This window comes from Cellulomonas phragmiteti, from assembly GCF_016862775.1.
Taxonomy (GTDB): domain Bacteria; phylum Actinomycetota; class Actinomycetes; order Actinomycetales; family Cellulomonadaceae; genus Cellulomonas; species Cellulomonas phragmiteti.
Genome location: NZ_BONP01000039.1, coordinates 1 through 23,308, shown reverse-complemented (window position 1 = coordinate 23,308; position 23,308 = coordinate 1). Strand labels below are relative to the sequence as shown.

Annotated in this window: 15 protein-coding genes and 1 pseudogene; 10 read left to right on the top strand and 6 right to left on the bottom strand. The window is 75.6% G+C overall.

Annotated elements, in window-relative coordinates; all coding sequences use genetic code 11:
- Positions 1-192 (bottom strand): annotated as a pseudogene (locus Cph01nite_RS18190) (endo-1,4-beta-xylanase); the annotation flags it as partial.
- A 403-nt stretch (positions 193-595) separates the two neighbouring features.
- On the opposite strand from Cph01nite_RS18190, the gene Cph01nite_RS18185 reads away from it, so the two are divergent.
- On the top strand, positions 596-1,672 hold the full coding sequence (locus tag Cph01nite_RS18185; RefSeq protein ID WP_203676326.1) for a LacI family DNA-binding transcriptional regulator: 1,077 nt from the start codon (positions 596-598) through the stop codon (positions 1,670-1,672).
- Here the strand turns inward: Cph01nite_RS18185 and Cph01nite_RS18180 are convergent.
- Positions 1,656-3,953 (bottom strand): exo-beta-d-1,3/1,6-glucosidase, encoded by a 2,298-nt coding sequence (locus Cph01nite_RS18180; protein WP_203676324.1) that lies wholly within the window; start codon positions 3,951-3,953, stop codon positions 1,656-1,658. The two genes, Cph01nite_RS18185 and Cph01nite_RS18180, sit on opposite strands and share 17 nt — an antisense overlap.
- A 282-nt stretch (positions 3,954-4,235) precedes the next feature.
- On the opposite strand from Cph01nite_RS18180, the gene Cph01nite_RS18175 reads away from it, so the two are divergent.
- Genes Cph01nite_RS18175 through Cph01nite_RS18160 form a run of 4 tightly spaced genes read left to right on the top strand, consistent with a single transcriptional unit; the run spans position 4,236 to position 8,164 of the window.
- Positions 4,236-4,562, top strand: a complete 327-nt coding sequence (locus tag Cph01nite_RS18175; protein WP_203676316.1) for a hypothetical protein — start codon at positions 4,236-4,238, stop codon at positions 4,560-4,562.
- Positions 4,563-4,622: 60 nt separating this feature from the next.
- Positions 4,623-5,021: a VOC family protein gene (locus Cph01nite_RS18170; RefSeq protein WP_203676315.1), complete on the top strand. Its 399-nt coding sequence runs from the start codon at positions 4,623-4,625 to the stop codon at positions 5,019-5,021.
- Between the two features lie 33 nt (positions 5,022-5,054).
- Positions 5,055-6,755 carry a bifunctional 3'-5' exonuclease/DNA polymerase gene (locus tag Cph01nite_RS18165; protein WP_203676314.1) on the top strand — a complete coding sequence of 567 codons (1,701 nt, stop codon included), beginning with the start codon at positions 5,055-5,057 and terminating at the stop codon, positions 6,753-6,755.
- A gap of 53 nt (positions 6,756-6,808) precedes the next feature.
- Positions 6,809-8,164: a YihY/virulence factor BrkB family protein gene (locus tag Cph01nite_RS18160; RefSeq protein ID WP_203676313.1), complete on the top strand. Its 1,356-nt coding sequence runs from the start codon at positions 6,809-6,811 to the stop codon at positions 8,162-8,164.
- A gap of 16 nt (positions 8,165-8,180) precedes the next feature.
- Here Cph01nite_RS18160 and Cph01nite_RS18155 read toward each other — a convergent pair whose 3' ends face one another.
- On the bottom strand, positions 8,181-9,215 hold the full coding sequence (locus Cph01nite_RS18155; RefSeq protein WP_203676312.1) for a LacI family DNA-binding transcriptional regulator: 1,035 nt from the start codon (positions 9,213-9,215) through the stop codon (positions 8,181-8,183).
- 331 nt (positions 9,216-9,546) lie between these two features.
- Between Cph01nite_RS18155 and Cph01nite_RS18150 the strand changes: the two genes are divergently transcribed.
- A complete protein-coding gene (locus tag Cph01nite_RS18150; RefSeq protein WP_203676311.1) occupies positions 9,547-12,894 on the top strand; it encodes a glycoside hydrolase family 9 protein in 3,348 nt (1,115 codons plus the stop codon).
- A 103-nt stretch (positions 12,895-12,997) separates the two neighbouring features.
- Here the strand turns inward: Cph01nite_RS18150 and Cph01nite_RS18145 are convergent, their stop codons facing one another.
- Entirely contained in the window at positions 12,998-13,615 is a 618-nt protein-coding gene (locus tag Cph01nite_RS18145; protein ID WP_203676310.1) for a sugar O-acetyltransferase, read from the bottom strand.
- A gap of 108 nt (positions 13,616-13,723) precedes the next feature.
- Here Cph01nite_RS18145 and Cph01nite_RS18140 point away from each other — a divergent pair, with 108 nt between their 5' ends.
- On the top strand, positions 13,724-14,893 hold the full coding sequence (locus tag Cph01nite_RS18140) for a PrsW family intramembrane metalloprotease (RefSeq protein WP_203676308.1): 1,170 nt from the start codon (positions 13,724-13,726) through the stop codon (positions 14,891-14,893).
- Positions 14,894-14,927: 34 nt separating this feature from the next.
- On the opposite strand, the gene Cph01nite_RS18135 is transcribed toward Cph01nite_RS18140, so the two are convergent.
- Positions 14,928-15,668 (bottom strand): cupin domain-containing protein, encoded by a 741-nt coding sequence (locus Cph01nite_RS18135; protein ID WP_203676307.1) that lies wholly within the window; start codon positions 15,666-15,668, stop codon positions 14,928-14,930.
- Positions 15,669-15,816: 148 nt separating this feature from the next.
- On the opposite strand from Cph01nite_RS18135, the gene arfA reads away from it, so the two are divergent.
- Positions 15,817-17,355 (top strand): arabinosylfuranosidase ArfA, encoded by a 1,539-nt coding sequence (gene arfA, locus Cph01nite_RS18130; RefSeq protein WP_203676306.1) that lies wholly within the window; start codon positions 15,817-15,819, stop codon positions 17,353-17,355.
- Between the two features lie 63 nt (positions 17,356-17,418).
- Here the strand turns inward: arfA and Cph01nite_RS18125 are convergent, their stop codons facing one another.
- The gene (locus Cph01nite_RS18125) at positions 17,419-18,087 is read right to left on the bottom strand and encodes a TetR/AcrR family transcriptional regulator (RefSeq protein WP_203676305.1); all 669 of its coding nucleotides are present in this window, start codon (positions 18,085-18,087) and stop codon (positions 17,419-17,421) included.
- Positions 18,088-18,227: 140 nt separating this feature from the next.
- Between Cph01nite_RS18125 and Cph01nite_RS18120 the strand changes: the two genes are divergently transcribed.
- Together Cph01nite_RS18120 and Cph01nite_RS18115 are read left to right on the top strand one after the other, a co-directional pair.
- A complete protein-coding gene (locus tag Cph01nite_RS18120) occupies positions 18,228-21,017 on the top strand; it encodes an MMPL family transporter (protein ID WP_203676304.1) in 2,790 nt (929 codons plus the stop codon).
- 20 nt (positions 21,018-21,037) lie between these two features.
- Entirely contained in the window at positions 21,038-23,269 is a 2,232-nt protein-coding gene (locus Cph01nite_RS18115; RefSeq protein WP_203676303.1) for a YhgE/Pip domain-containing protein, read from the top strand.
- Positions 23,270-23,308 lie beyond the last annotated feature (39 nt).

Sequence of the window (23,308 nt, the reverse complement as noted above, 5' to 3'; positions counted from 1 at the left end):
GGTGGACGAGTTGTTCAGGTAGTGCGCCGCCATCGCGGTACCGAAGTACCGGTTGGTCTCGGCAGCAGCCGCCTGCAACGTGCTGCCCGCCGCCTGCGCCGGCAGCACGGTGAGCACCCCCGTCAGCGTGATGGCGGCGACCGAGGTCGCGGCGACGAGCACCCGACGGGCCCGTCGCGATGTGTTCTGCATGCGTCACCCTCTCTGCGGAACCCGCCCGGGGCGGGTGAACGGACGGCTGTCGTCGACGTCCCGACCGACGGTCGGACGGCGCACCCGATCGCCGAGCGGTCGTCCGTGCGCCTGCCTGCGATGCCGACCCCGCGGGGCGGACGCCGTCGGCCACCACGCGCGACCGGGGAGCGATATGTCCGAAACAGCCGTGTGCACGTTCACAATCGCACGCGTGTCCGTGACATCGAAGGGCTTGCGTCACGGCAAAACGTTTAACGATCCACCACGTCACCCGGGCACACGGTGACTGTGCCGCCGGATCCGCGCCGACGGGTCCCCACGGCACGCCACCCCCCGCTAGCATCGACGCCCGTCCGCCGGACGACGCACGCGCGCGACGCACGAGGGGCGGTGGTCGTCGATGACGCACGGGTCCGGGCGCGCGCGGCGCCCGTCGATCACCGACGTCGCCCGGGACGCCGGCGTCTCCGTGGGGACCGTGTCGAACGTGCTCAACCGCCCGGGGCAGGTCGCACCCGCCACCCGGCGACGGGTCCAGGCCGTCATCGACGCGATCGGCTTCGTCCCCAACGCCTCGGCACGGCACCTGCGGTCCGGCAGCATCCGCACCGTCGGCGCGATCCTGCTCGACATCGGCAACCCGTTCTTCACCGAGATCGCCCGGGGGATCGAGGACCGCATCTCACCCGACGGGTACACGCTCCTGCTGTCGTCCTCCGACGAGGACCCGGCGCGCGAGTCCCGCTACCTGCGCCTGCACGAGGAGCACGGCGTGCACGGCCTGCTCGTCAGCCCGTCGGGCGAGGGGCTCGACGCGGTCCGCGCCGCCCGGGACCGCGGCGTGCCGGTCGTCCTGCTCGACACCCCGCGCACCGCCACCGACATCTCCAGCGTGGGGGTCGACGACGTCCGCGGCGCCGGCCTGGCGATCGAGCACCTGCTGGCGCTGGGCCACCGGCGGATCGGCTTCGTCAACGGCCCGGACAGCATCCGCGCGTGCCGCGACCGGCGTGCCGGAGCCGTCGCCACCCTCACCGCCGCCGGCCTGGACCCGGCCGGGTCGCTCGTCGAGGTGGCCGTGCCGTCCCTCGACGTCGACGCCGGCGACCTCGGGATGCGCCGGCTGCTCGCCACCGCGCCGGACCGGCGCCCGACCGCCACCTTCTGCGTCAACGACCTCACCGCCGCCGGGGCCCTGCAGGCGCTGCGTCGCGCGGGCGTCCCGGTGCCCGCCGGGATGGCGGTCCTCGGGTACGACGACATCCAGATGGCGAGCATGCTCACGGTGCCGCTCACGTCGGTCCGCCAGCCGACGCACACCCTCGGCTGGACGGCCGCCGACCTGCTGCTGCGCGAGGCGGCCGACGGCCGCGTCGACGGGCCCCGGCATGTCCTGTTCCAGCCCGACCTCGTCGTGCGCGAGAGCACGGGGGCCCCGGGCACGGGACGGGCGGGGGCCGTCAGCCGGCGACCGTGAACCCCGCGCGCAGCAGGTCGCGGTCGCGCGACGACCGGCCCACGAGCAGCTCGAACTCGCCCGGCTCGACGACGCGCCGCCCCTCCGCGTCGACGATGGTGCACTCGGCCACGGGCAGCTCGAGGTCGACGACGACGGTCTCCCCCGGCGGCACGTCGACGTGCCGGTACGCCTTGAGCTCCTTGTCGGCCCACGTCAGGGACGTGACGAGGTCGCTGACGTAGACCTGCACGACCTCGTGCGAGGGGCGCGTGCCGGTGTTGGTCACGGTGACCTGGGCCCGCACGACGTCGTCGCGGCCGAGCACGGGGGTCGCCACCGTGAGGCCGGTGTACTCGACCGTCGAGTAGGACAGCCCCTCACCGAACGCGAACGCCGGGTCCTGGGTGAGGTCCGCGTACCGGTTGCCGTGCTGCCCGCGCAGCCCGTTGTAGTAGACGGGCTGCTGCCCCACGTGCCGCGCGAACGTCAGCGGCAGCCGGCCGGCCGGGTCGATGGTGCCGAGCAGCAGCTCGGCGATCGCGCGCCCGCCGCGCATCCCCGGGTTGGCGGCCCACACGATCGCGTCGGCGGACAGCGCCGAGTCCGGCAGCACGAGCGGCTTGGAGGCGATGAGGACCACCGTCATCGGGGTGCCCGTCGCGGCGAGCGCGTCGAGCAGCGCGACCTGCCCGCCGACGAGCTCGAGCGTCGCGGTCGAGCGCGTCTCGCCCATGAGGCCGATGGTGTCCCCCACGACGGCGACGACGTGGTCGGCCGCCTCGGCGGCCGCGACGGCCTCGGCGACGAGCGCGGCGTCGGGCTCGGCGGGGTGCATGATCGGCATCCGCGGCTGGCCGTCGGGGTGGAACGCGCCCTCCGGGTCGGGCCCGAGCGTGCCGATGGCGGCACCGCGCGCGTGGGTGAGCTCCCAGCCGTCCGGCAGCAGGCCGAGCAGCCCGTCGAGGACCGTCTCGGTCATCTCGCGCGGGTGCCCCTCCTCGCGCATCCAGTCGACCTGGCCGGAGCGGCCGGCCCAGTCCCCGAGCTGGGCGTCGACGTCGTCGGCGTTGGGGCCGACCAGCGCGATGCGCAGCGGCGGCGGCGTGGACCCGTCGGCGGCGGTGGCCTGCCCGTCGATCCCGGACACCAGGCCGCCGCCCAGCGGCAGGACGCCCGAGTTCTGCAGCAGCACCAGCGAGCGGCGGGTGACCTGCAGGTTGACGTCCTGGTGGTCGTCGGAGCCGATGACCTCGGCCTGGCGGACCGGGTCGGGGCGGCGCGGGTCCTCGAAGAGCCCGAGCTCGAACTTGATCGTGAGGATGCGGGCCACGGCCGCGTCGAGCTGGGACTCGTCGACGAGGCCGTGGGCGACGGCCTGCTGCGCGCCCTCGAAGAACCCGGGCGTCGTCATGACCATGTCGTTGCCGGCGTCGATCGCCCGCGCGGCGGCGTGCTCGTGGTCGGGGGCGATCTTCTGCTCCCAGATCATGCGGCCGACGTTGTCCCAGTCGGTGACGAGCGTGCCGGTCCAGCCCCACTCGCCGCGCAGCACGTCCTGCAGCAGCCAGCGGTTGACGACGATCGGCACCCCGTCCATCGACTGGTAGCCGATCATGAACGTGCGGGCACCCTCGCGTGCGACGCGCTCGAAGGGGGGCAGGAACCACGAGCGCAGCTTGCGCCGGGAGATGTCGGCCTCGGACGCGTCGCGCCCGCCCTGCGTCTCGGAGTACCCGGCGAAGTGCTTGGCGCACGCGAGGACCGCCGTCGGGTCGTCCAGGCCGTCGCCCTGGTAGCCGCGCACCATCGCCGCGGCGAGCTCGCCGATGAGGAACGGGTCCTCCCCGAACGTCTCGGTGACGCGCCCCCAGCGCAGGTCGCGGGTGATGCAGACGACCGGGGAGAACGTCCAGTGCAGGCCGGTGGCCGCCACCTCCACGGCGGTGACGCGCGCCATCGCCTCGGCCGCGTCCGGGTCCCACGACGCGGCCACGGCGAGCTGCGTGGGGAAGATCGTCGCGCCGCGCCAGAACGAGTAGCCGTGGATGGCGTCGTCGGCGACCAGCAGCGGGATGCGCAGGCGCGTGCGCTCGACCGCGTCGAACGCCTCGAGCACGCGCTGCGGCGAGGCGTGCAGGATCGACCCCACGTGCCGCTCGAGGACCAGGTCCTCGACGCCCGGCTGGGCGTCGAGCTGCAGCATCTGCCCCACCTTCTCGGGCAGCGTCATGCGGCTCAGCAGGTCCGCCACACGCTCCGGTACGGGCAGCGACGGGTCCTGGTAGGGGAGCGTGTCCACGAAGGGGTCCTCTAGACGTTCGGTTCGGTGCGACCAGCCGCACGACGCTAACGCAGGTGGCGCCGGGCGCGGTAACCGTCGCCCGCGCAGCGCCGCACCGGGCCGCGCTGGGCCGCCCGTGGTACGCGTCGTCGCACGTCACCCGATCGCCCTGGTATCTCACCCCGGGTGGCACCCCCCTGTGTCGGTAGGCGCCGATAGCGTCCGGACCGACCCGGCCTGGCCCGCGGTCGGCCGGGTCGCGGGGACCCGGGCGTCGGGGGACGAGCAGCGGAGGACGACATGGGCGAGACGGGTGCCACACCGGTGCTGACGTCGGCGGACTGCGTGCTGGTGCACACGTCCGCGACCGTCGCGACGACGGTGCACCGGGAGGGGGCGCACCTGGTCGTGCACTTCCTGCAGCTGTCGGGGGTGACGCGCTGGACGTGGCCCTGCGAGATCGTCGCGGCCGCCCTGCGGACCCCGGGCGTGGTCCGGGGCGACGACGCGGTCGAAGTCGTCGTCGACCCCGACACCGCGGACCTCGTCGTGACGCTCGACGGCGCGGACGGGACGGCGCTGCTCGCGGTACCCGGCGACGCCGTGCGGACGGCCCTCGCGCGCTGACGCCGCGCGTGTCGGTGGTCGGTCGTAGCGTGGCGGGACCACCTGACACAGGAGCCGACGATGCCGCTGCGCTGGTACACGACCGTCATCGAGTCCCGCGACCCCCATGCCCTGGCCCGCTGGTGGGCCGCCGCGCTCGGGTGGGACTACCTGGACCTCGCGGAGGACGAGGCCGTGGTGGTGCCGTCGTGGGCCGCGGACCTGGTGACCTCGACCCCGTTCGAGCGGGTCCCGCCCGGCCTGTGCTTCGTCGCGGTCGAGCACGACAAGACCACCAAGAACCGCCTGCACCTCGACCTCGCGCCGCACACCTCGGACGACCGCGACGCCGAGATCGCGCGGCTGATCGACCTCGGCGCCTCGCGCGTCGACGTCGGACAGGGCCCGGACGTCTCCTGGGACGTGCTGGCCGACCCGGACGGCAACGAGTTCTGCGTGCTGTCCAGCCGCGACAGGTGACGGCGGTGTCGGTGGGCCGCGCGAGGATGAGCCGTGGCCGCCTCCGTCCTGCTGACCCGTGACGCCCGCGCGCGCACGGTCACGCTGACGTCGCTCGACGCCGCAGCGGTCCCGCAGGGCAGCCGCGTCGTCGACGAGGCGACGCTCGCGCAGGTCGTGGCGCAGGTCGAGGCCGACGAGCACCCCCGCTGGGTGTGGGACGACACCCGCCGCTGGTACCCGGCGCTGCTCGCCGCGGACGTGCGCGTCGACCGCTGCCACGACCTGCGGCTGTGCCACGCCGTCCTGCGGCACGCCGCCGCGGCGGCCGGGTCCCGGCTGCAATGCGCCCCCGCCGGGCCGTTCGACGCGCCACCGCCCGACGCGACCCCGGCCCACGAGCCCGACCTGCTCGACGCGCTGGCCGACACGGGCGACGCCCCCGACCCCGGTCCCGCGGCGCCCGGCGGCACCGAACCCGACGCCCTGCTCACCGAGCTGCGCGACCAGCTCGACGCGGTCGCCGGGTCGACGCAGCCGGGACGGTTGCGCCTGCTGCTCGCCGCGGAGTCCGGCGGTGCGCTCGTCGCCGCGGAGATGCAGCACGACGGGCTGCCCTGGGACCCCGTCCGGCACGACGAGCTGCTCACCGAGCTCCTCGGGCCCCGGCCCGTCGGGGGCGGGCGTCCGCGTCGTCTCGAGGAGCTGGCCGCCACGATCCGCGACCTGCTCTCCGACCCGCGCCTCAACCCCGACTCCCAGCCCCACCTGCTGGCCGCGCTGCGCCGCCAGGGGTTCTCGCTGGCGTCCACGAGCAAGTGGGAGGTCCGCGAGCTCGACCACCCCGTCGTCGAGCCGCTGCTGGAGTACAAGCGGCTCTCGCGCCTGCTCAGCGCGAACGGCTGGGCGTGGCTCGACGCCTGGGTGCGCGACCGGCGGTTCCGCCCCACCTACGTCGTCGGCGGGGTGGTCACCGGGCGCTGGGCGACCGACGGCGGCGGGGCGCTCCAGCTGCCCGCGTCGCTGCGGGGTGCCGCCCGGGCCGACCCGGGGTGGCGGCTCGTCGTGGCGGACGCCGCGCAGCTCGAGCCGCGCGTCCTCGCCGCGATGTCGGGCGACCGCGCCATGGCCGAGGCCGCACGCGGGTCCGACCTGTACCAGCGGATCGCGGACGCCGGAACGGTGCCCACGCGCCGGGACGCGAAGTACGCGCTCCTGGGGGCGATCTACGGGGCGACCACGGGCACCGCGGGCATGCTGATGCCGCGCCTGGCCCGCGCGTACCCGCAGGCGGTCGCGCTGGTGGAGGCCGCGGCGCGCGCCGGGGAGCGCGGCGAGCCGGTCTCGACGTGGCTGGGCCGCACGTCGCCGCCCGCGAGCGCCGCGTTCCTCGACCGGATCGGTGCGGCGGGCGCGGAGGGCGCCGACGCGCAGGACGTGCGCGACGCCCGGCGCGGGGCACGGGACCGCGGCCGGTTCACGCGCAACTTCGTCGTCCAGGGGACGGCCGCCGAGTGGGCGCTGTGCTGGCTCGCGTCGCTGCGCCGACGGCTGCGCGACATCGGCGACGGCCGCGCGCACCTGGTCTTCTTCCTGCACGACGAGGTCGTGGTGCACTCCCCCGCCGACGACGCGCAGGCCGTCGCGCAGGCCGTGCGGGACGCCGCGGACGAGGCCGGGCGGCTGCTGTTCGGGTCGGCGCCGGTGGAGTTCGCGCTCGACCTGGCGGTCGTGGAGTCGTACGCGGACGCCTGACGCCGCCGTGAGCCGGCCGTGTGGACGGGTGCCGCCGCGCGGACGCACCTACGATGCCCGCACGCCCCCGACTCCCTGGAGACTCCGTGCTGCTCGTCGCCGTGGCCGCCCTGGCGGTGCTCGGCGCGGCCGTGTGCCGGCGGCTCGACGCCCCGAGCGCACGGCCCGCGGTGGCGACCACCACGCTCGTGGGGCTCGCCGGCGGGCTGGTCGCGTGGGTCGTGGTCGCCGCCGCGAGCCCTGCGCGCGCACCGTCGTGGCTCGTGCTCGTGGCGGTCGCCGCCGCCGGGGCGGGCGCGGTGCTCGCCACCGCGCGCGCGGTGCCCCGGGTGCGCGCCCGGCTGCCGGAGCGTGACGGGACCACGCTCCTCGACCGCGCGGACGGCTGGGCGCGGCGGCACCCGCTGACGGTGGGCGGGCGCGAGCCGCTCCCGTTCGTGCTGCGGTGCGTGCGCCGCGTCATCGACGTGCGCGTCACGGGGCTCGCCGCCGAGATGACGTACTACGCGCTGATCTCGGTGCTGCCGCTGACCTCGGCCCTGGGGGCGAGCCTGGGCTACCTCGAGCGGTTCACCGACGCCGGCCGGGTCGCCGAGGTGGAGGACGGCGTCGTGGACGCCGTCTCGGCGGTGCTGGCCGACGACGTCGCGCAGGAGGCGCTGGTCCCGCTGGTGCGCAGCCTGCTGCGCGAGGAGCGGACGGGCTTCGCGGTCGGCTCCCTGCTGCTGGCGCTCTTCCTGGCGAGCCGGATGTTCCGGGCCGCGATCCGCGCGCTGGACGACGCGTACACCGTGCCCGAGCGACGAGGGCTGCTCGCGCAGGGCGTGCTGGGCCTGGCGCTGGCGCTCGGTGCGCTCGTCACGCTCGTCACCGTGCTCGTGCTCGTGGTCGTCGGCCCGCTGCTCGGCGGCGGCGAGCAGATCGCCGACCGGCTGGGCCTGGGGGACGCGTTCGGCACGACGTGGGCGCTCGCACGCTGGCCGGTCGCGATGGCCGTGGCGATCGCGTACCTCACGCTGCTGTACCGCTACGGGCCGCACCAGCCGCGCGGCACGACGTGGCGCCGGGCCGTGCCCGGGGCCGTGGTCGGGGCGGTCGGTCTGCTGCTGGTCGCGGCCGGCTTCACCGCGTACCTGCGGGTCGCGGGGCCGTCCGGGCCGCAGGTCGACGGTCAGGAGGCCGTGCAGGTGGCGGCGCAGGTGCTCGGGGTGGTCCTGGCGGCGGTGCTCTGGCTGTGGCTGTCGGCGATCGTCATCCTCACCGGGGGCGTCGTCAACGCCGAGCTCGACGACCGCCCGGCCGTGCGGCGCGACGGGGACGCCGACAGCGACGCAGACGGCGACAGTGACGGAGACGGACCGGTCGACGAGGACCGGGCCGTGCCCGGCGCACCGACCGCGGGGCGCTAGGCGGGCGCGACCGGGTTCACCGGGGCGGCGGGTCCGCCGCGGGGGCCGACTCGCGCACCACGAGGCGCGTCGGCAGGAGCAGCGAGCTGGGGGCCTCGCCGTCGACGACGGCGAGGAGGATCCGCGCCATCTCGTACCCGAGGGCGCGGATCGGCTGCTGGACGGTCGTCAGCGCGGGCTGGGTCAGCTGCGCGATCGGCAGGTCGTCGAAGCCCACGACCGCGACGTCCTGCGGGACCCGGCGCCCGTGCAGGTGCAGGGTCTGCAGCGCGCCGGCGGCCATGTTGTCGGAGGCTGCCGCGACCGCGTCGAGCGTCGGGTCGCGGAGCAGGAGCCGCTCCATCGCCCGGGCGCCGCCGTCCCACGTGAAGTCGGCGTGCTCGACGAGCGTGGGGTCCAGGCGCGCGACGGACAGCGCGTCGGTGACCCCGTCGAGGCGGGCGACGGCCGCGTGGGAGTCGACGGGTCCGGCGATCGTGGCGACGCGGCGGCGCCCGAGGCCGACGAGGTGCTCGACCGCCGCCCGACCACCGCCCCGGTTGTCGACGTCGACGTACCGGTCGGGCTGGCCGTGCAGCGGCCGCCCCCCGTAGACCGCGGGCAGCCCGGAGTCCTCGACCATGCGCTGCAGCGGGTCGTCGCCGCGCAGCGCGACGACCATCACGCCGTCGGCCCGGGGCCGGTGCAGCATGCGCCGCACGCGGTCGTGGCCGCGCTCGGGGTGGCACAGGAGGAGCTTGAGGTCGAGCTCGGTGTCCTCGAGCGCCTGCGTGATGCCGACGATCACCTGACCGAAGAACGGGTCGCCGAACAGCTCGGCGTTGTCGTGGGAGGCGGCCAGCACGACCGCCCCGACCTTCTGGCGGGCGAGCGCCTGCGCCGTCACGTTGGGCACGTACCCCAGCTCGCGCACGGCGCGCTCGACGGCGCGGCGCGTCGCAGGGCTGACGTGGATGGTGTTGTTGATCGCGCGGGACGCCGCGGACCGCGAGACGCCGGCGCGCTCCGCCACCTCGTCGAGGGTCGGGGCCCGCCCCGTCCGCCCTGTCATGGATGCCCCCTGCCGGCGCTCTGGTGGGCGCGAGGCTACCACCGGGCCGTGCGGGGCGTGCAGCGCTCCCGGGCCGGGCGGACGCCGGGGCGCTCACCCGTCGGGGCGATGACCAGGCGACCCACCTTGACACCACGACGTGCGCCACGGACCATCGACGCAGTGACTGGAAGCGCGTCCAGTTCCAGAGCGACCCGCCGCGACGACGCGGCGGACGACCGGGCCGATGACGAAGGAGTCCAGGGCCACGAGCCCGCCCCGCCGCCGTGGAAGCGCTACCAGCCCGCCTGTCACGCACCGCGCCCCCGCGCCCGTCACCCCCGGAGACACAGTGGTCCCCTCACCCGCCCCCCGCCCCCCGCGGCACACCCGGTGGCTGGCCGGCACGACGGCCTGCGCCGTCATCGCCGTGCAGGCCGTCGCGTCGAGCGCCGCCGGCGCCCCGCTGAGCACGACCCACGACTTCGCCGACGGCGACACCCAGGGGTGGTTCTCCTACGCGAACTCCGGCACGGTGACCTCGTCGGCCGCCACCGGTGAGCTCTGCGCGGTCGTCGAGGGCGGCACCAACCCCTGGGACGTCGCCCTCCAGCACGACGACGTGACCTTCGACCGCGACACGACGTACACCGTCTCGTTCGACGCGCACGCGAGCGCACCGGTCACCGTCCCGCTGCAGGGCGGGCTGGGGTACCCCGCCGCGTTCGGCCACCAGGTCGTGCTCGACGGCACGTCGACGCCGCAGCGGGTCGAGCTGACGTTCACCCCGGCGGACTGGCCGACGCGCCCCGGGATGCCGGACTCCCCGGCGGCCGAGGGCTGGACCACCGGCACCGGCCAGGTCTCGTTCCAGCTCGGCGGGCAGGCCGCCCCGTACACCTTCTGCGTCGACAACTTCTCGATGACGTCGGGCACGCGCATCGTCCACTCGTTCGCCGGCGGCGACCTCGGGCCCTTCGACCTCTACGACGCCGCCGGGGGCGGCACGGCCCGCGCGGGTGAGGACGGGTCGAGCGCCTGCATCGACCTGCGCGGCGGGTACGCCAACCCCTACGACGCCGGCCTCGAGGGCAAGTACGTCGACGTCGTCGAGGGCCGCAACTACGTCCTGGAGCTCACCGCGTACGCCAGCGACGCGGCGCGGATCAACGTCCTCGTGGGGCAGTACGGCGACCCGTGGCACCGCGTGCTCGACGCCGACGCGGCGCTGACGACGACGCCGCAGACGTTCACGTACCCGTTCCGCGCCGATGCGACCTTCAGCTCCGACCCGGCGAGCGCGTACGGCCGGATCCACCTCGAGCTCGGTCGCCGCACGGCGCCGTACACCTTCTGCATCTCCGCGATCTCGCTCGTGGAGACCACCGAGGCCCCGCCGCCGTACGAGCCCGACACGGGCTCGCCGGTGCGCGTCAACCAGGTCGGCTACCTGCCCGAGGGCCCCAAGCGGGCGACCCTGGTCACCGCCGCCACCGAGCCCCTCGCCTGGGAGCTCGTCTCCGGCTCCACCGTGGCCGCGACCGGCACGACCACGCCCCGCGGCGTGGACCCCACCGCCGGCGTGAACGTGCACGAGATCGAGTTCGACGAGGTCACCACCCCCGGCACGTACACGCTGCGCGCGGACAGCGCGACGAGCCACCCCTTCGACATCGGCGCCGACCTCTACCAGCAGCTGCGGTACGACGCGCTGAACTACTTCTACCCGGCGCGCAGCGGCATCGCGATCGACGGCGCGATCATGGGCGACGAGGCCTACAGCCGGGCCGCGGGCCACGTCGGCCACCCCGGCGACGCGACCCCCAACCAGGGCGACCACGCGGTCCCCTGCATCACCCCGGCCGAGGCGCAGAACCTCTACGGCGACTGGACGTGCGACTACACGCTCGACGTCGTCGGCGGCTGGTACGACGCGGGCGACCACGGCAAGTACGTCGTCAACGGTGGGATCGCCGTGGCGCAGGTGATGAGCACCTACGAGCGCACGCTGTACGCCCCCACCGGTGACGCCGCCGCACTCGGCGACGGCAGCCTGGACATCCCGCTCGACGAGCAGGACAACGGCGTCCCGGACCCGCTGGACGAGGCCCGCTGGGAGCTGGAGTGGATGCTGCGCATGCAGGTCCCCGCCGGTGAGCCGCTGGCCGGGATGGTCCACCACAAGGTCCACGACGTCGACTGGACGGGTCTGCCCCTGCTGCCGGCGGACAGCCCGCAGGAGCGCCGTCTGCACCGCCCGTCGACCGCGGCGACGCTCAACCTCGCCGCCGTCGCCGCGCAGGGCGCCCGCCTCTGGGAGCCGTACGACGCCGACTTCGCCGCCGAGCTGCTCGCCGCGGCCCGGACGGCCTACGCGGCGGCCGTGGCCACGCCGGACCTCATCGCACCGCCCCCGAACTCCGACCCCAGCCCCGGAGGCGGCCCGTACGACGACACCGACGTCAGCGACGAGTTCTACTGGGCCGCCGCCGAGCTGTTCCTCACCACCGGTGAGCAGGAGTTCGCCGACGCGGTGCTGGCCAGCGAGCACCACACCGCGGACATCTTCTCCGCGGGGGGCATGTACTGGGGCGAGGTCGCCGCGCTGGGCCGCATGGGCCTGGCCGTGGTCGAGTCGCAGATCCCCGGCCGCACCGCGATCCGGCAGTCCGTCGTGGACGGTGCCGAGGTGTACCTGGCCCGGCAGGCCGCGCAGCCGTTCGGCACCGCCTACGCGGGCAACGACGACGGCGTGTACGAGTGGGGGTCGAACTCGGCGGTCCTCAACAACCAGGTCGTCCTCGGCACCGCGTTCGACCTCACGAGCGACCAGCGGTTCGCGGACGCGGTCGTCGAGTCGATGGACTACCTGCTGGGCCGCAACGCGCTCAACCTCTCGTACGTCACCGGCTACGGCGACGTGTACGCGGAGAACCAGCACAGCCGGTGGTTCGCGCACTCCCTGACCGAGTCGCTCCCGAACCCGCCGGCCGGGTCCGTCGCCGGAGGCCCCAACTCCGACGTGGGCACGTGGGACCCCGTCATCAGCGGCCTGTACGGCCCGGACCGCATGTGCGCGCCGCAGCTCTGCTACGTCGACCACATCCAGTCGTGGTCGACCAACGAGATCACGGTGAACTGGAACTCCGCGCTGTCGTGGGTGGCGTCCTTCGTCGCCGACCAGCAGGCGGGCGACCGGTCCGCGGCGGGGACGGTCGCGTGGGTCGTCACGGACCCGTCCGACGTGTCGGCCGCCGAGGGCACGCCGGCGGTCCTCACGGTCGGGGCGACGGGCTCCCCCGCGCCGTCGGTGCAGTGGCAGCGGTGGGTCGACGGGGCGTGGACCGACGTCGCGGGCGCCACGGACGCGACCCTGACGCTCACCGCCGGCACGGCCGACGACGGCGCCCGGTTCCGTGCGCGGGTCGCCAACACCTTCGGTGCGGCGTGGTCCGAGGCGGCGACGCTCACGGTGACGGCGGCCGCCGCGCCGGGTGCCACCCCGGGTGCCGGCGCCGTGCCGGGCGGAGCCGGTGCGCCGGTGGCCGGGGCGACCGACGGCGCGCCGCGCGTCGCCGGGGCCGGGCCGCTGGCCGCCACCGGGGCGCACGCGGGTGCGCTCCTCGGGATCGTGCTCCTGCTGCTGGTCGCAGGGGCCGGGGCGGTGGCGCTGCGGCGCCGGGCGCGGCTGCAGGGCTGACGCCCGCCGCTCCCGACCCCGCGCGTCCGCCCACGGCGCTCCGGTGACCGTCCCCCGGTCACCGGAGCGCCGCGCGTCGCGAGCCGTCCGGCGGGCGCTGCTCTCAGCCGAGCAGGCCCGGCGGGCGGTACGCGAACTCCCGGTCCGCGTCGGTGATGGCGCGCAGCACCCGCGCGGGCACCCCGCCGACGACGACGCCCGGCGGCACGTCCTTCGTCACGACGCTGCCCGCACCGACGATCGAGCCCGCACCGACGGTCACGCCGGGCAGGACGACGACGTGCGCCCCGAGCCACACGTCGTCCTCGATCGTCACCGGTGCCGAGAACTGCGACATGCCGGAGCGCAGCTCGGGGTGCACGGGGTGACCGGTCACCGTGATCGTCACGTTCGGCGCGATCATCACGCGCGAGCCGATGCGCACCTCGATGTCGTCGACGAGGGTGAAGCCCACGTTGACGAACACGTCGTCCCCGAACGTCACGTTGTACCCGTAGGACACCTGCAGCGGGGCCTCCACCCACACCCGCTCCCCCATGGCACCGAACAGCTCGCGCAGCAGCGCCTGGCGCGCGGGGACGTCGGTCGGGTTGGTCATGTTGAAGCGCCAGGTCAGCTCCTTGGCGCGCTGCCGCTCCGCGACGAGCGCCTCCAGCCCCGGCCCCTCGTCGTCGTACAGCTCCTGCGCCCGCATCCTGCGGCGGACCTCGTGCTCGTCCATGCGTCCCCTCGCCTCGTCCGGCCCCGCCGACGGGGCCCGGGCCACCCTACGGTCGGCGGCGCACCGATGTCGGGGACAGCCGTCCCACCACCCCCCTAGGGTGGCGGCGTGAGCAGCCACGAGCCCGCCCCGCCCGCCACGCCGCCGGGCGCCGTCCCCGCGCAGTGGGTCCCGGCCCGTCGTGCGGCGCCGGCCCGGGACGTCCTGGCGATCCTCGCCGTGGCGCTGCTGGGGGCGACGGCGCTGGGCGCCGTCGCGCTGATGCTCGTCCAGGTGGGCGTGGGCGCGGGCGTCGTCGGCGCCGTGCTGGCGGTCGTGCCCCTGACCGTCGTGCTGGCTGGGGTGCGCTGGCTCGACCGCTGGGAGCCGGAGCCGCGCGGCGCCCTGCTGTTCGGGCTGCTGTGGGGCGCGGGCGTCGCGGTGCTGGTCTCGCTCGTCGTCAACGACCTGACGCTGTACACGGTCGCGCAGGCCACGGGCGACCTCGACGCCGGGCTGGTCGCGGCGACGCTGGTGTCCGCGCCCGTGATCGAGGAGATCGCGAAGGGCGCGGGTGTGCTCGCGCTGTTCCTGGCACGGCGACGGTACTTCGACGGTGTCGTGGACGGGATCGTCTACGGGGGCGTCGTCGCGGCGGGGTTCGCCTTCACCGAGAACATCCTCTACTTCGGCCAGGCGGGACCGGCCCTGGCCGAGACCTTCGTGCTGCGGGGCCTGGCCACGCCGTTCGCGCACCTGCTCTTCACCGCCTGCACGGGCGCGGCACTGGGGCTGGCGGCGCGCTCGCGGAGCCCCCACGCCGCGTGGTGGCTGTTCCCGCTCGGCCTGCTGGGCGCGATGGTGGGGCACGCGGCGTGGAACGCGACCGGGCTGTTCGCCGGCGAGGCGTACCTCGGGGTGTTCGCCGTGGTGCAGGTCCCGCTGTTCGCCGGGGTCGTGGGCCTCGCCTTCTGGCTGCGCCGTCAGGAGGCCGCCGTCATCCGGCACCGCCTGACGGAGTACGCGGTGGCCGGCTGGTTCGCCCCGCACGAGGTCGAGATGCTCGCGTCGCTGCCGCGCCGGAGCACCGCCGTCGGCTGGGCGACGCGGGCGGGAGGCCCCGAGGCCGGCGAGGCGATGCGCCGGTTCCAGCGTGACGCGACGACCCTGGCCTTCCGCCGGCACCTCGCCGCCGTGGGCCGCACGGACCTGCACCGGCACGCCGAGACGGAGCGCGAGCTGCTCGGCGCCGTCACGGCCGACCGCCACCGCGTGCTGTCGGCGGCCGCGGGCCGCTGACGGGTCGAGGGGTCGGGCGTCGGCGAGGGGTCGGTCAGCCCAGGGTCCACGTCTCGAGCCGGCCGCACAGCCCGTAGCGGCGCGGCACCGGGTCGGACTCGCGCCGCTCGGCACGGCCCGTCTGCAGGTGGGGCGCCGCACCGCGCATGAGCCCCTCCAGCACGGCGGCGGTCGCGTCGTTCTCGGCGAACGCCGTGCGCCCCCACAGGTCCTGCCACCGCGGCACCGAGGGCCGCACCAGCCGCACGGCGGCCTCGAAGAACGGGTGCAGGGCCGCCCGCGGGCCGACGCGGTCGGCGGCGTCGCGCAGCTGGGCGTAGCCCTGCAGCGCGAGGTCCCGCCGTGCCCGGGCGGCCTGGGCGACCTGCTCGTCGGTCACGTCGGCGTGCGCGCCGGCGCCGGGCAGCGTCGCGGCGTCGCGGTACGTGGCGGTGTCGGTGAGCGCCGCCGGCGGGAACGTCATGACCGCGTCGCCGGCCTCGGGCAGCCCGGCGTTGGCCATGACGACGAGCACCTCGAGGTCGCCGTCGTTGACGGTCCGGTGGATGACGCCCGGCTCGACGGTCACGACGACGCCGGGGCGCAGCGGGTGCTCGGCGTAGCCGTCGGGGCCCAGGGTGTGCAGCGCGCCCGTGCCGGCCAGCACGACGTACGCCTCGCTCGACGCGACGTGCACGTGCGGGGTGCCGCTCCCGGCACGCCCGACCCCGTCGGGCGCGGGCCAGTCGTACACGCGCAGCCGGCTGACGGACACACCCCCGGGAAGATTGGTCATGCGTCCAGCATGCCGCCACCGGGCGCGTCGGGCCCAACCGGAGGGCCAGGATCACCCGCGTCCTCCTCGCCCGCCGACGCGACCGGGGGGAGGCCGGGGGGCGCTATGCTCATGCGGTCTACAACGTTGTGCACCCCCGGAGCCCCTGATGAACGCGCACGCCACCGTCCTGCTGCACCCCGACTTCCGCACCGGGACGATCGACCGCCGGCTCTTCGGCTCGTTCGTCGAGCACCTCGGGCGCGCGGTCTACACGGGCATCTACGAGCCCGACCACGCGAGCGCCGACGAGCACGGGTTCCGCCGCGACGTCGCCGACCTGACCCGCCAGCTCGGCGTGACGATGGTCCGCTACCCCGGCGGCAACTTCGTCTCCAACTACGTGTGGGAGGACGGCGTCGGGCCCGTCGAGCAGCGCAAGCCGTTCATCGACCTCGCCTGGCGGACCGTCGAGCCCAACGTCATCGGCACCGACGAGTTCCTGCAGTGGGCCGAGCGCGAGGGCATCGAGCCGATGATGGCCGTGAACCTCGGCACCCGGGGCGTCGCCGCGGCCGCGGCGCTCGTCGAGTACTGCAACGGCGTGGCCGGCTCCCGCTGGGCCGACCTGCGCATCGCCCACGGCCGCGTGGAGCCCTACGGCGTGCGGCTGTGGTGCCTGGGCAACGAGATGGACGGCCCGTGGCAGATCGGCCACAAGGACGCGCACGAGTACGGCCGGCTCGCCGCCGAGGCCGGCAAGGCGATGAAGCTCGTCGACCCCTCCATCGAGCTCGTGGTCTGCGGGTCGTCGGGCATGCAGATGGAGACGTTCGGCGAGTGGGAGCAGACCGTCCTGTCGTACACCTACGACCTGGTCGACCACATCTCGATGCACGCCTACTACGAGGAGCTCGACGGCGACCGCGCCTCGTTCCTCGGCTCGGCCACGGGCATGGACCGCTTCATCCGGCGCGTCGTCGCGTCCGTCGACGCGGTCGGGGCGCGCAAGCGGTCCGACAAGACCGTCACCATCTCGTTCGACGAGTGGAACATCTGGTACCTCAAGTCGCGGTTCCCCGGCGAGACCAACCTGCCGCTGCAGCACGCGCCCGCCCGCATCATCGAGGACGTCTACTCCGCGCTGGACGCCGTCGTGCTCGGCGACCTCATGGTCACCCTGCTCAACCACGCGGACCGCGTGCCGCTCGCGTGCCTCGCGCAGCTGGTCAACGTCATCGCCCCGATCATGACCGAGCCGGGCGGCGCCGCCTGGACCCAGCCGACCTACCACCCGTTCGCGACCACCGCGCGCCTCGCCCGGGGCGACGTGCTCGACGTCCGCGTGTCGGGCCCCACCCTGTCGACCGCCGAGCACGGCGACGTCCCGGGCGTGACGGCCGCGGTGACGTGGGCCGGCGAGCGCGAGTCCGGCGAGCTCGGCGTGTTCCTCGTCAACCGCACCGACGCGCCGGTCGACGTCGAGCTGCGTCACCCCGGCGTCGCGCTCACGCTCGGCGGCGGGGTGCAGGTCACGGCCGACCACGAGCCGGCGGTCCACGGCCCGGAGCACGCGGCGAAGGTCGCGGTGGAGCACGTCACGACCCTGGACGCGGCACCGGTCGTCACGACCGCGCCGGGCACGACGACGGTCCGCCTCGCCCCGGAGTCCTGGACCGGGCTCAGCGGCTCGGCCTCCCTGGCCTGAGGTCGCGGGGCGGTCGTCGGACCGGCTCCGGAACGGCTCTCGGACCGACTCTCGGGCCGGGGCTCAGGTCGGCTCGGAGAGCCGGTCGACGAGGGTCGGCAACCAGGTCGCGGCCTGCTCGCGCGCGCGGGCGGCGGGCTGCGGGTCGCCGGAGAGGTCGGCGGTGCTGAGGTCGGCCAGGTAGCCGGCCGCCAGCACCCGCAGCACCTGGCGGGCCGGCAGCACGAGGCGGCGGCGCAGCATCGGCAGCAGGCGCTCCATCTCGTCGGCGACCTCGTCGGTCATCTGCCGGTCGAGGTCGTGGTGGTGCCGCGCGATCTCGGGCTGCCGCATCGCGAGCAGCGTCAGCTCGGCGTTGATCACCCGCCACCGCCGGTCGTCCGAGAGGCGCCCGAGCAGGACGTCGAGGAACCGGGCGAGCGCGTCGATGTCGAGCGTGCCGCACTGCACGCACTCCTGCTGGGCGACCGCCAGCGCACCGCGCAGCTCGTGCAGCCGACGCTCGTGCTCCCGCGCGGCCAGGGCGAGCAGCAGCGCGTACTTGCTGTCGAAGTTGGAGTAGAACGCGCCGCGGGTGAAGCCGGCGTGCTCGCAGACGGCCTCGATGGACGTCGCGTCGACGCCCTCGTCGGCGAACAGGTCGAACGCCGCGTCGAGCAGCCGCTCGCGCGTGTGGCGGCGGCGACGCGAGACGGTGGCGTCGCCGTCGACGGCCGGACCGCGCTCGCTCATGCTCCACCCTCCCTCGACGTCGGGCAGCAGCCTAGCGCTTCCGATACAGTCCCGTATCGCATACAGTCCTGTATCGATGTCGCGCAGCGCGCGGCCCGGACGCCGTCGTCCTCCTCCGCCCCCCCGATCCTGGAGCACCTGTGTCCTCTGCGCTCTACCGCCTCGGCCGGACCGCGTACGCGCGCCGGCGCGCCGTGATCGGCGCCTGGCTGGCGCTGCTGGTCCTCGTCGGAGCTGGCGCCGGGCTGCTGGGCGGCACCCTCGACAACTCCGTGACCATCCCCGGCACCGAGTCGCAGGCCGCGCTCGACCGTCTCACCGCCACGTTCCCCGAGGCCGCGGGCACCACCGCCCAGGTCCTCGTCGTGGGCGAGGACGGCGCCCGGGTCGACGACCCCGCGGTCGTAGCCGCCGTCGACGCGGCGGTCGCCGAGTTCAGCGACGTCGACGTCGTCACCTCGGCCCTCTCGCCGTTCGACACCGAGACCCCCGGCGCGTCGGCCGTCAGCGACGACGGCCAGGCCGCGCTGATGACCCTGTCGATCGAGGGCGAGGGCGTGGCCATCGGCGACGACGTCAAGGACGGGCTGCGGGACATCGCCGCCGACCTCGACGCGGCCCTGCCCGACGGGTACGAGGCCACCATCGGCGGCCAGCTCTACTCCCAGGAGTTCCCCGGGCTGACGATCGCCGAGGTGCTCGGCGTCGTCGTCGCCTTCATCGTGCTCGTCGTCACGCTCGGCTCGTTCGCCGCCGCGGGCATGCCGCTGCTCAACGCCCTGCTCGGGGTCGGCCTGTCGACGCTGCTCATCCTCGTCGCCGCGGCGTTCACCTCCGTCACCAGCACCACGCCGCTGCTGTCCCTCATGCTCGGCCTGGCCGTCGGGATCGACTACGCCCTGTTCATCGTGTCCCGCCACCGGGAGCTGCTCGCGACCGGCCTGCCCCCCGACGAGGCCGCGGCCCGCGCCAACGCGACCGCCGGCTCGGCCGTCATCTTCGCCGGGCTCACGGTGATGATCGCCCTGGTCGGCCTCGGCGTCGCCGGCATCCCCTTCCTCACCACCATGGGCGTCGCCGGCGCCGCGGCGGTCGGCGTCGCGGTGCTCGTGTCCATCTCGCTCGTGCCCGCCATGCTCGGCGTGGCCGGTGCGCGGCTCGCGCCGCGCCCGTCGCGTCGTGCCCGCCGTGCGGCGGCCGCCGCCCCGCCCGCCGCCGCGCCCGCCACCGCCCCGCCCGCCGCCGACGCGCGCGCCACGGCACCGGCCGACGAGCAGGGCGACACGTGGGACCTGCCCGCGCACCACAACCGGTTCTTCGCCGGGTGGGTCCGGCTCGCGACCGCCCGGCCGTGGGTCACCGTCGTGCTGACCGTCGGCGGGCTCGTCGCGCTGGCGCTGCCCGCGCTCGACCTGCGCCTGGCACTGCCCGACGCCGGCGTGCAGCCCGCCGGGACGTCGCAGCGCATCACGTACGACCGGATCAGCGAGCACTTCGGCCCCGGCGCCAACGGCCCGCTCGTCATCACCGGCAGCATCGTCACCAGCGACGACCCCCTGCAGCTCATGGCCGACGTCGCCGACGAGCTGCGCCGGCTGCCCGGCGTCGAGGACGTCCCGCTCGCCACCCCCAACGCGTCCATCGACACCGGCATCGTGCAGGTCGTCCCCACGACCGGCCCGACCGACCCCGCGACCGCCGAGCTCGTGCGGGCCATCCGCGACCTGCGCCCGCAGCTGCTCGAGGAGTACGGGTTCGACCTGGCCGTCACCGGCTTCACGGCCGTCGGCATCGACGTGTCCGCCAAGCTCGGAGCCGCGCTGCTGCCGTTCGCGGTGTTCGTGGTCGGCCTGTCGCTCGTGCTGCTGACGATGGTGTTCCGCTCGATCGCCGTCCCCCTCAAGGCGACCCTCGGCTACCTGCTGTCCGTGGCCGCGGCGTTCGGCGTCGTGACGGCCGTCTTCGAGCACGGCGTGGGCGCCGACCTGCTCCACGTCTCGCGGCTCGGCCCGATCATCTCGTTCATGCCCATCGTCCTCATGGGCGTGCTCTTCGGCCTGGCCATGGACTACGAGGTCTTCCTCGTGTCCCGCATCCGCGAGGACTACGTGCACTCCGGCCGGGCGCGGCAGTCCATCGCCACCGGGTTCGTCGGCTCGGCCAAGGTCGTCACGGCCGCGGCCGTCATCATGGTCGCCGTCTTCTTCGCGTTCGTCCCCGAGGGCGACATCAACATCAAACCCATCGCGCTCGGCCTGGCCGTCGGCGTCGCGGTCGACGCGTTCGTCGTCCGCATGACGCTCGTGCCGGCCGTCCTGCAGATCCTCGGCGACCGCGCCTGGTGGATCCCGCGGCGCCTGGACCGCGTACTGCCGTCGTTCGACGTCGAGGGCGAGGCCCTGCACCGCGAGCTCGGCCTGGCGTCGTGGCCGGGGGACGCCCAGGTCGTGGTCGCCGCCCGCGACCTGCGCCTCGCGGCCGGGGACGGCAGCGACGTCGTCTCGCTCGCGGTGCGACGCGGGGACGCGCTCGTCGTCCACGCCGACGACCCGGGACTCGTCGCCGGGCTGCTGCTCACCGTCGCCGGGCGGCTCGCGCCCGCCGGGGGCGACCTCAAGGTCGACGGCTACCTGCTGCCCGTCCGGGCCGCGGCCGTCCGCCGCCGCGTCGGGTACGTCGACCTGCGCACCGAGGGCGTCGGCGCGCTCGACGCCGCCGTCGCCGAGCGGCCCACGGTCCTCGCGGTCGACCGCACCGACCTCGTCACCGACCCGCACGAGCGCGCGCACGTCGCCACCACCCTCGCCCGGGCCGCCGAGCGGGGCACCACGCTCCTGCTCGGCGTCGTCGGCACGACCGCCGCCGACGACCTGCTGCCCGCCGGCACCGCCGTGACCACGCTCGCGCCCCGCACCGGCGCCGTCGCGTGAGCGCGCAGGAAGGAACCCCGATGTCCCGCACCTCCCCGAGCCGCCCGCCCGTGCGGCGGTGGCCCGCCGTCGTCGTCGCGCTGGCCGCGCCCCTCGCCCTGGTCGTCGTGCTGCTCGCCGCGTCGTGGGCGCCGTCCGACGCGCTGGCGCGCGTGCAGGCCGCCGTCGTCAACCACGACGAGCCCGTGACGCTGGAGGGGCAGTACACGCCCCTGGGCCGGCAGCTCGCCGGTGCGCTCGTCGAGGGCTCGCAGGTCGACGCGAACTACGAGTGGGTCGTCACCGACGCGTCCGACGCGACCGCCGGCCTGGCCGACGGCACGTACGCCGCCGTCGTCACCATCCCGGAGAACTTCTCGGCCGCCGCGACGTCGTTCGCCGCCGGCGACGGCACCGCCGAGCAGGCCACCGTCGAGATCACCTCGCCCCCCGGCGCCACGGCCGTCGACCAGGCCGTCGCGTCCACGGTGACCGCGACCGCCACCCGCGTCCTCGGCAGCCAGCTCACCAGCACGTACATCGAGAACGTCCTCGTCGGCTTCTCGACCCTGAGCGACCAGCTCGGGGAGGCGGCCGACGGCGCGACGCAGCTGGCCGACGGCGTCGGGCAGCTCGCCGCGGGCACGTCGCAGCTCGCCACGGGCGCCGACGGGCTCGCGGGCGGCGCGGCGGAGCTGGCCGACGGCGCCACGGCGCTGCGCAGCGGCTCGTACGACCTCGCGACGGGGACCGGCCAGCTCGCCGGCGGCGCCCGGACCCTGGCGGGCGGCGCGCAGCAGCTCGCCGCCGGCGCCGGCCAGTCCGCCGCCGGGGCGCGGCAGCTCGCCCAGGGCGCGACCGACCTCACGACCGGTACGTCGCAGCTCGCGGCCGGGCTGGCGCAGACGTCGGCGGGCATCGCGGACCCGGCGGCCGGTCTGCCGGCGCTCGCGGCCGGCGCGCAGCAGCTGGCCGACGGGGTCGCGGCGTCCCGCGCGGAGCTCGACGAGCTCCTGCCCCTGGCGCAGGGCGGTCTCGCGCAGGTCGAGCAGGGGCTCGGGGCCGCGGGGTGCGACGCGAGCGCCCCGACCGCGGACTGCCTCCCGCTGTTCGTCCAGCAGGGCGTGCTGCAGTCGCAGATCGCGACGCTGCAGGAGCAGGCGGCGGGCCTGGACGAGCTCGCGGCCGGGACCGCCCAGCTCGCGCAGGGCGTCGGCCTCGCCGTGAACGGCACCGGCACCCCGCAGAACCCCGGCCTCGTGGTCGGCCTGCAGCAGCTCGCCGGCGGTGCCGCGCAGCTCGACAGCGGGGCCCGGCAGCTCGCCGGCGGCGCCGGTGCGCTGGCCGACGGCCTCACGCAGCTGGCCGACGGCACGTCCGGGCTCGCGGACGGGGCGTCGACGCTCGCGGGGGGCGCGACCCAGCTCGCCGGCGGGTCGTCGCAGCTCGCGGCCGGGGTCGCCCGGTTCGACGGTGGTGTCGGCCAGCTCGCCGGCGGCGCCGCGCAGCTCGCCGACGGCGTGCGGCAGACGGACGACGGGGCCGCACAGCTCGCCGCCGGGTCCGCGGAGCTCGGGACCGGCCTCGGGCAGGCCGTCGAGCAGCTGCCGACCACGCCCGAGGACGAGCGCGCGAACCTCGCGCGGGTCGTGACCGCACCGGTCGCCGCGCCGACGTCGGCGGTGTCCGCGCCCCTGGGCCTGGTCTCGACGCTCGTCGCCGTGTCGCTGTGGGTGGGGGCGCTCGTGCTCTTCCTCGTGCTCCGGCCGCTGCCGGTGCGCGTCGCGGGCTCCACCCGGTCGGCGCTCGGCCTGGCCGCCGGAGCCCTGGCCCTGCCGGCCACGGTGTCGCTGGTCGCCGGTGCCGCGGTCGGCGCCCTCGCGGGCGGGATCACCGACCAGGGCGCCGGGCGCACCCTGGGGCTGGCGGCTGTGGCCGCGGTCGCCGCGGTCGCGCTGGCCGCGTTCCACCAGGCGGTCGCCGCGTGGTTCGGCACCCCGGGTCGCATCGTGGCCCTGGTCGCGGGCTTCGCGTTCCTCGTCGCCGGTCTCGCCGCGACTGTCCCCGGGTGGGTCGGCGCCACGGTGGGCTGGCTGCCGCTCGCCCCGACGGCGCACGCGCTCGGGTCCGTCGTCGGCGAGTCCCCCGCCTCCCTCCTGGGAGCGGTCGTCGCCCTCGGGCTCTGGGCCGTCGCGAGCCTCCTGGCGACGGTCGGCGCCGCCGCCCGCGCCCGCCAGGCCGTCGGCACCCGCACGGTCGCCGCCTACGCCTGACCCCACCCCCGCGAGAGGGGGCCACATCGCCCCCTCACC

Excerpts from the sequence above, each read along its gene's own strand:
- Cph01nite_RS18185 (WP_203676326.1), top strand. The coding sequence starts at position 596 with ATGACGCACGGGTCCGGGCGCGCGCGGCGCCCGTCGATCACCGACGTC.
- Cph01nite_RS18175 (WP_203676316.1), top strand. The coding sequence starts at position 4,236 with ATGGGCGAGACGGGTGCCACACCGGTGCTGACGTCGGCGGACTGCGTG.
- Cph01nite_RS18170 (WP_203676315.1), top strand. The coding sequence starts at position 4,623 with ATGCCGCTGCGCTGGTACACGACCGTCATCGAGTCCCGCGACCCCCAT.
- Cph01nite_RS18160 (WP_203676313.1), top strand. The coding sequence starts at position 6,809 with ATGCCCGCACGCCCCCGACTCCCTGGAGACTCCGTGCTGCTCGTCGCC.
- Cph01nite_RS18155 (WP_203676312.1), bottom strand. The coding sequence starts at position 9,215 with ATGACAGGGCGGACGGGGCGGGCCCCGACCCTCGACGAGGTGGCGGAG.
- Cph01nite_RS18145 (WP_203676310.1), bottom strand. The coding sequence starts at position 13,615 with ATGGACGAGCACGAGGTCCGCCGCAGGATGCGGGCGCAGGAGCTGTAC.
- Cph01nite_RS18135 (WP_203676307.1), bottom strand. The coding sequence starts at position 15,668 with ATGACCAATCTTCCCGGGGGTGTGTCCGTCAGCCGGCTGCGCGTGTAC.
- arfA (WP_203676306.1), top strand. The coding sequence starts at position 15,817 with ATGAACGCGCACGCCACCGTCCTGCTGCACCCCGACTTCCGCACCGGG.
- Cph01nite_RS18125 (WP_203676305.1), bottom strand. The coding sequence starts at position 18,087 with ATGAGCGAGCGCGGTCCGGCCGTCGACGGCGACGCCACCGTCTCGCGT.
- Cph01nite_RS18115 (WP_203676303.1), top strand. The coding sequence starts at position 21,038 with ATGTCCCGCACCTCCCCGAGCCGCCCGCCCGTGCGGCGGTGGCCCGCC.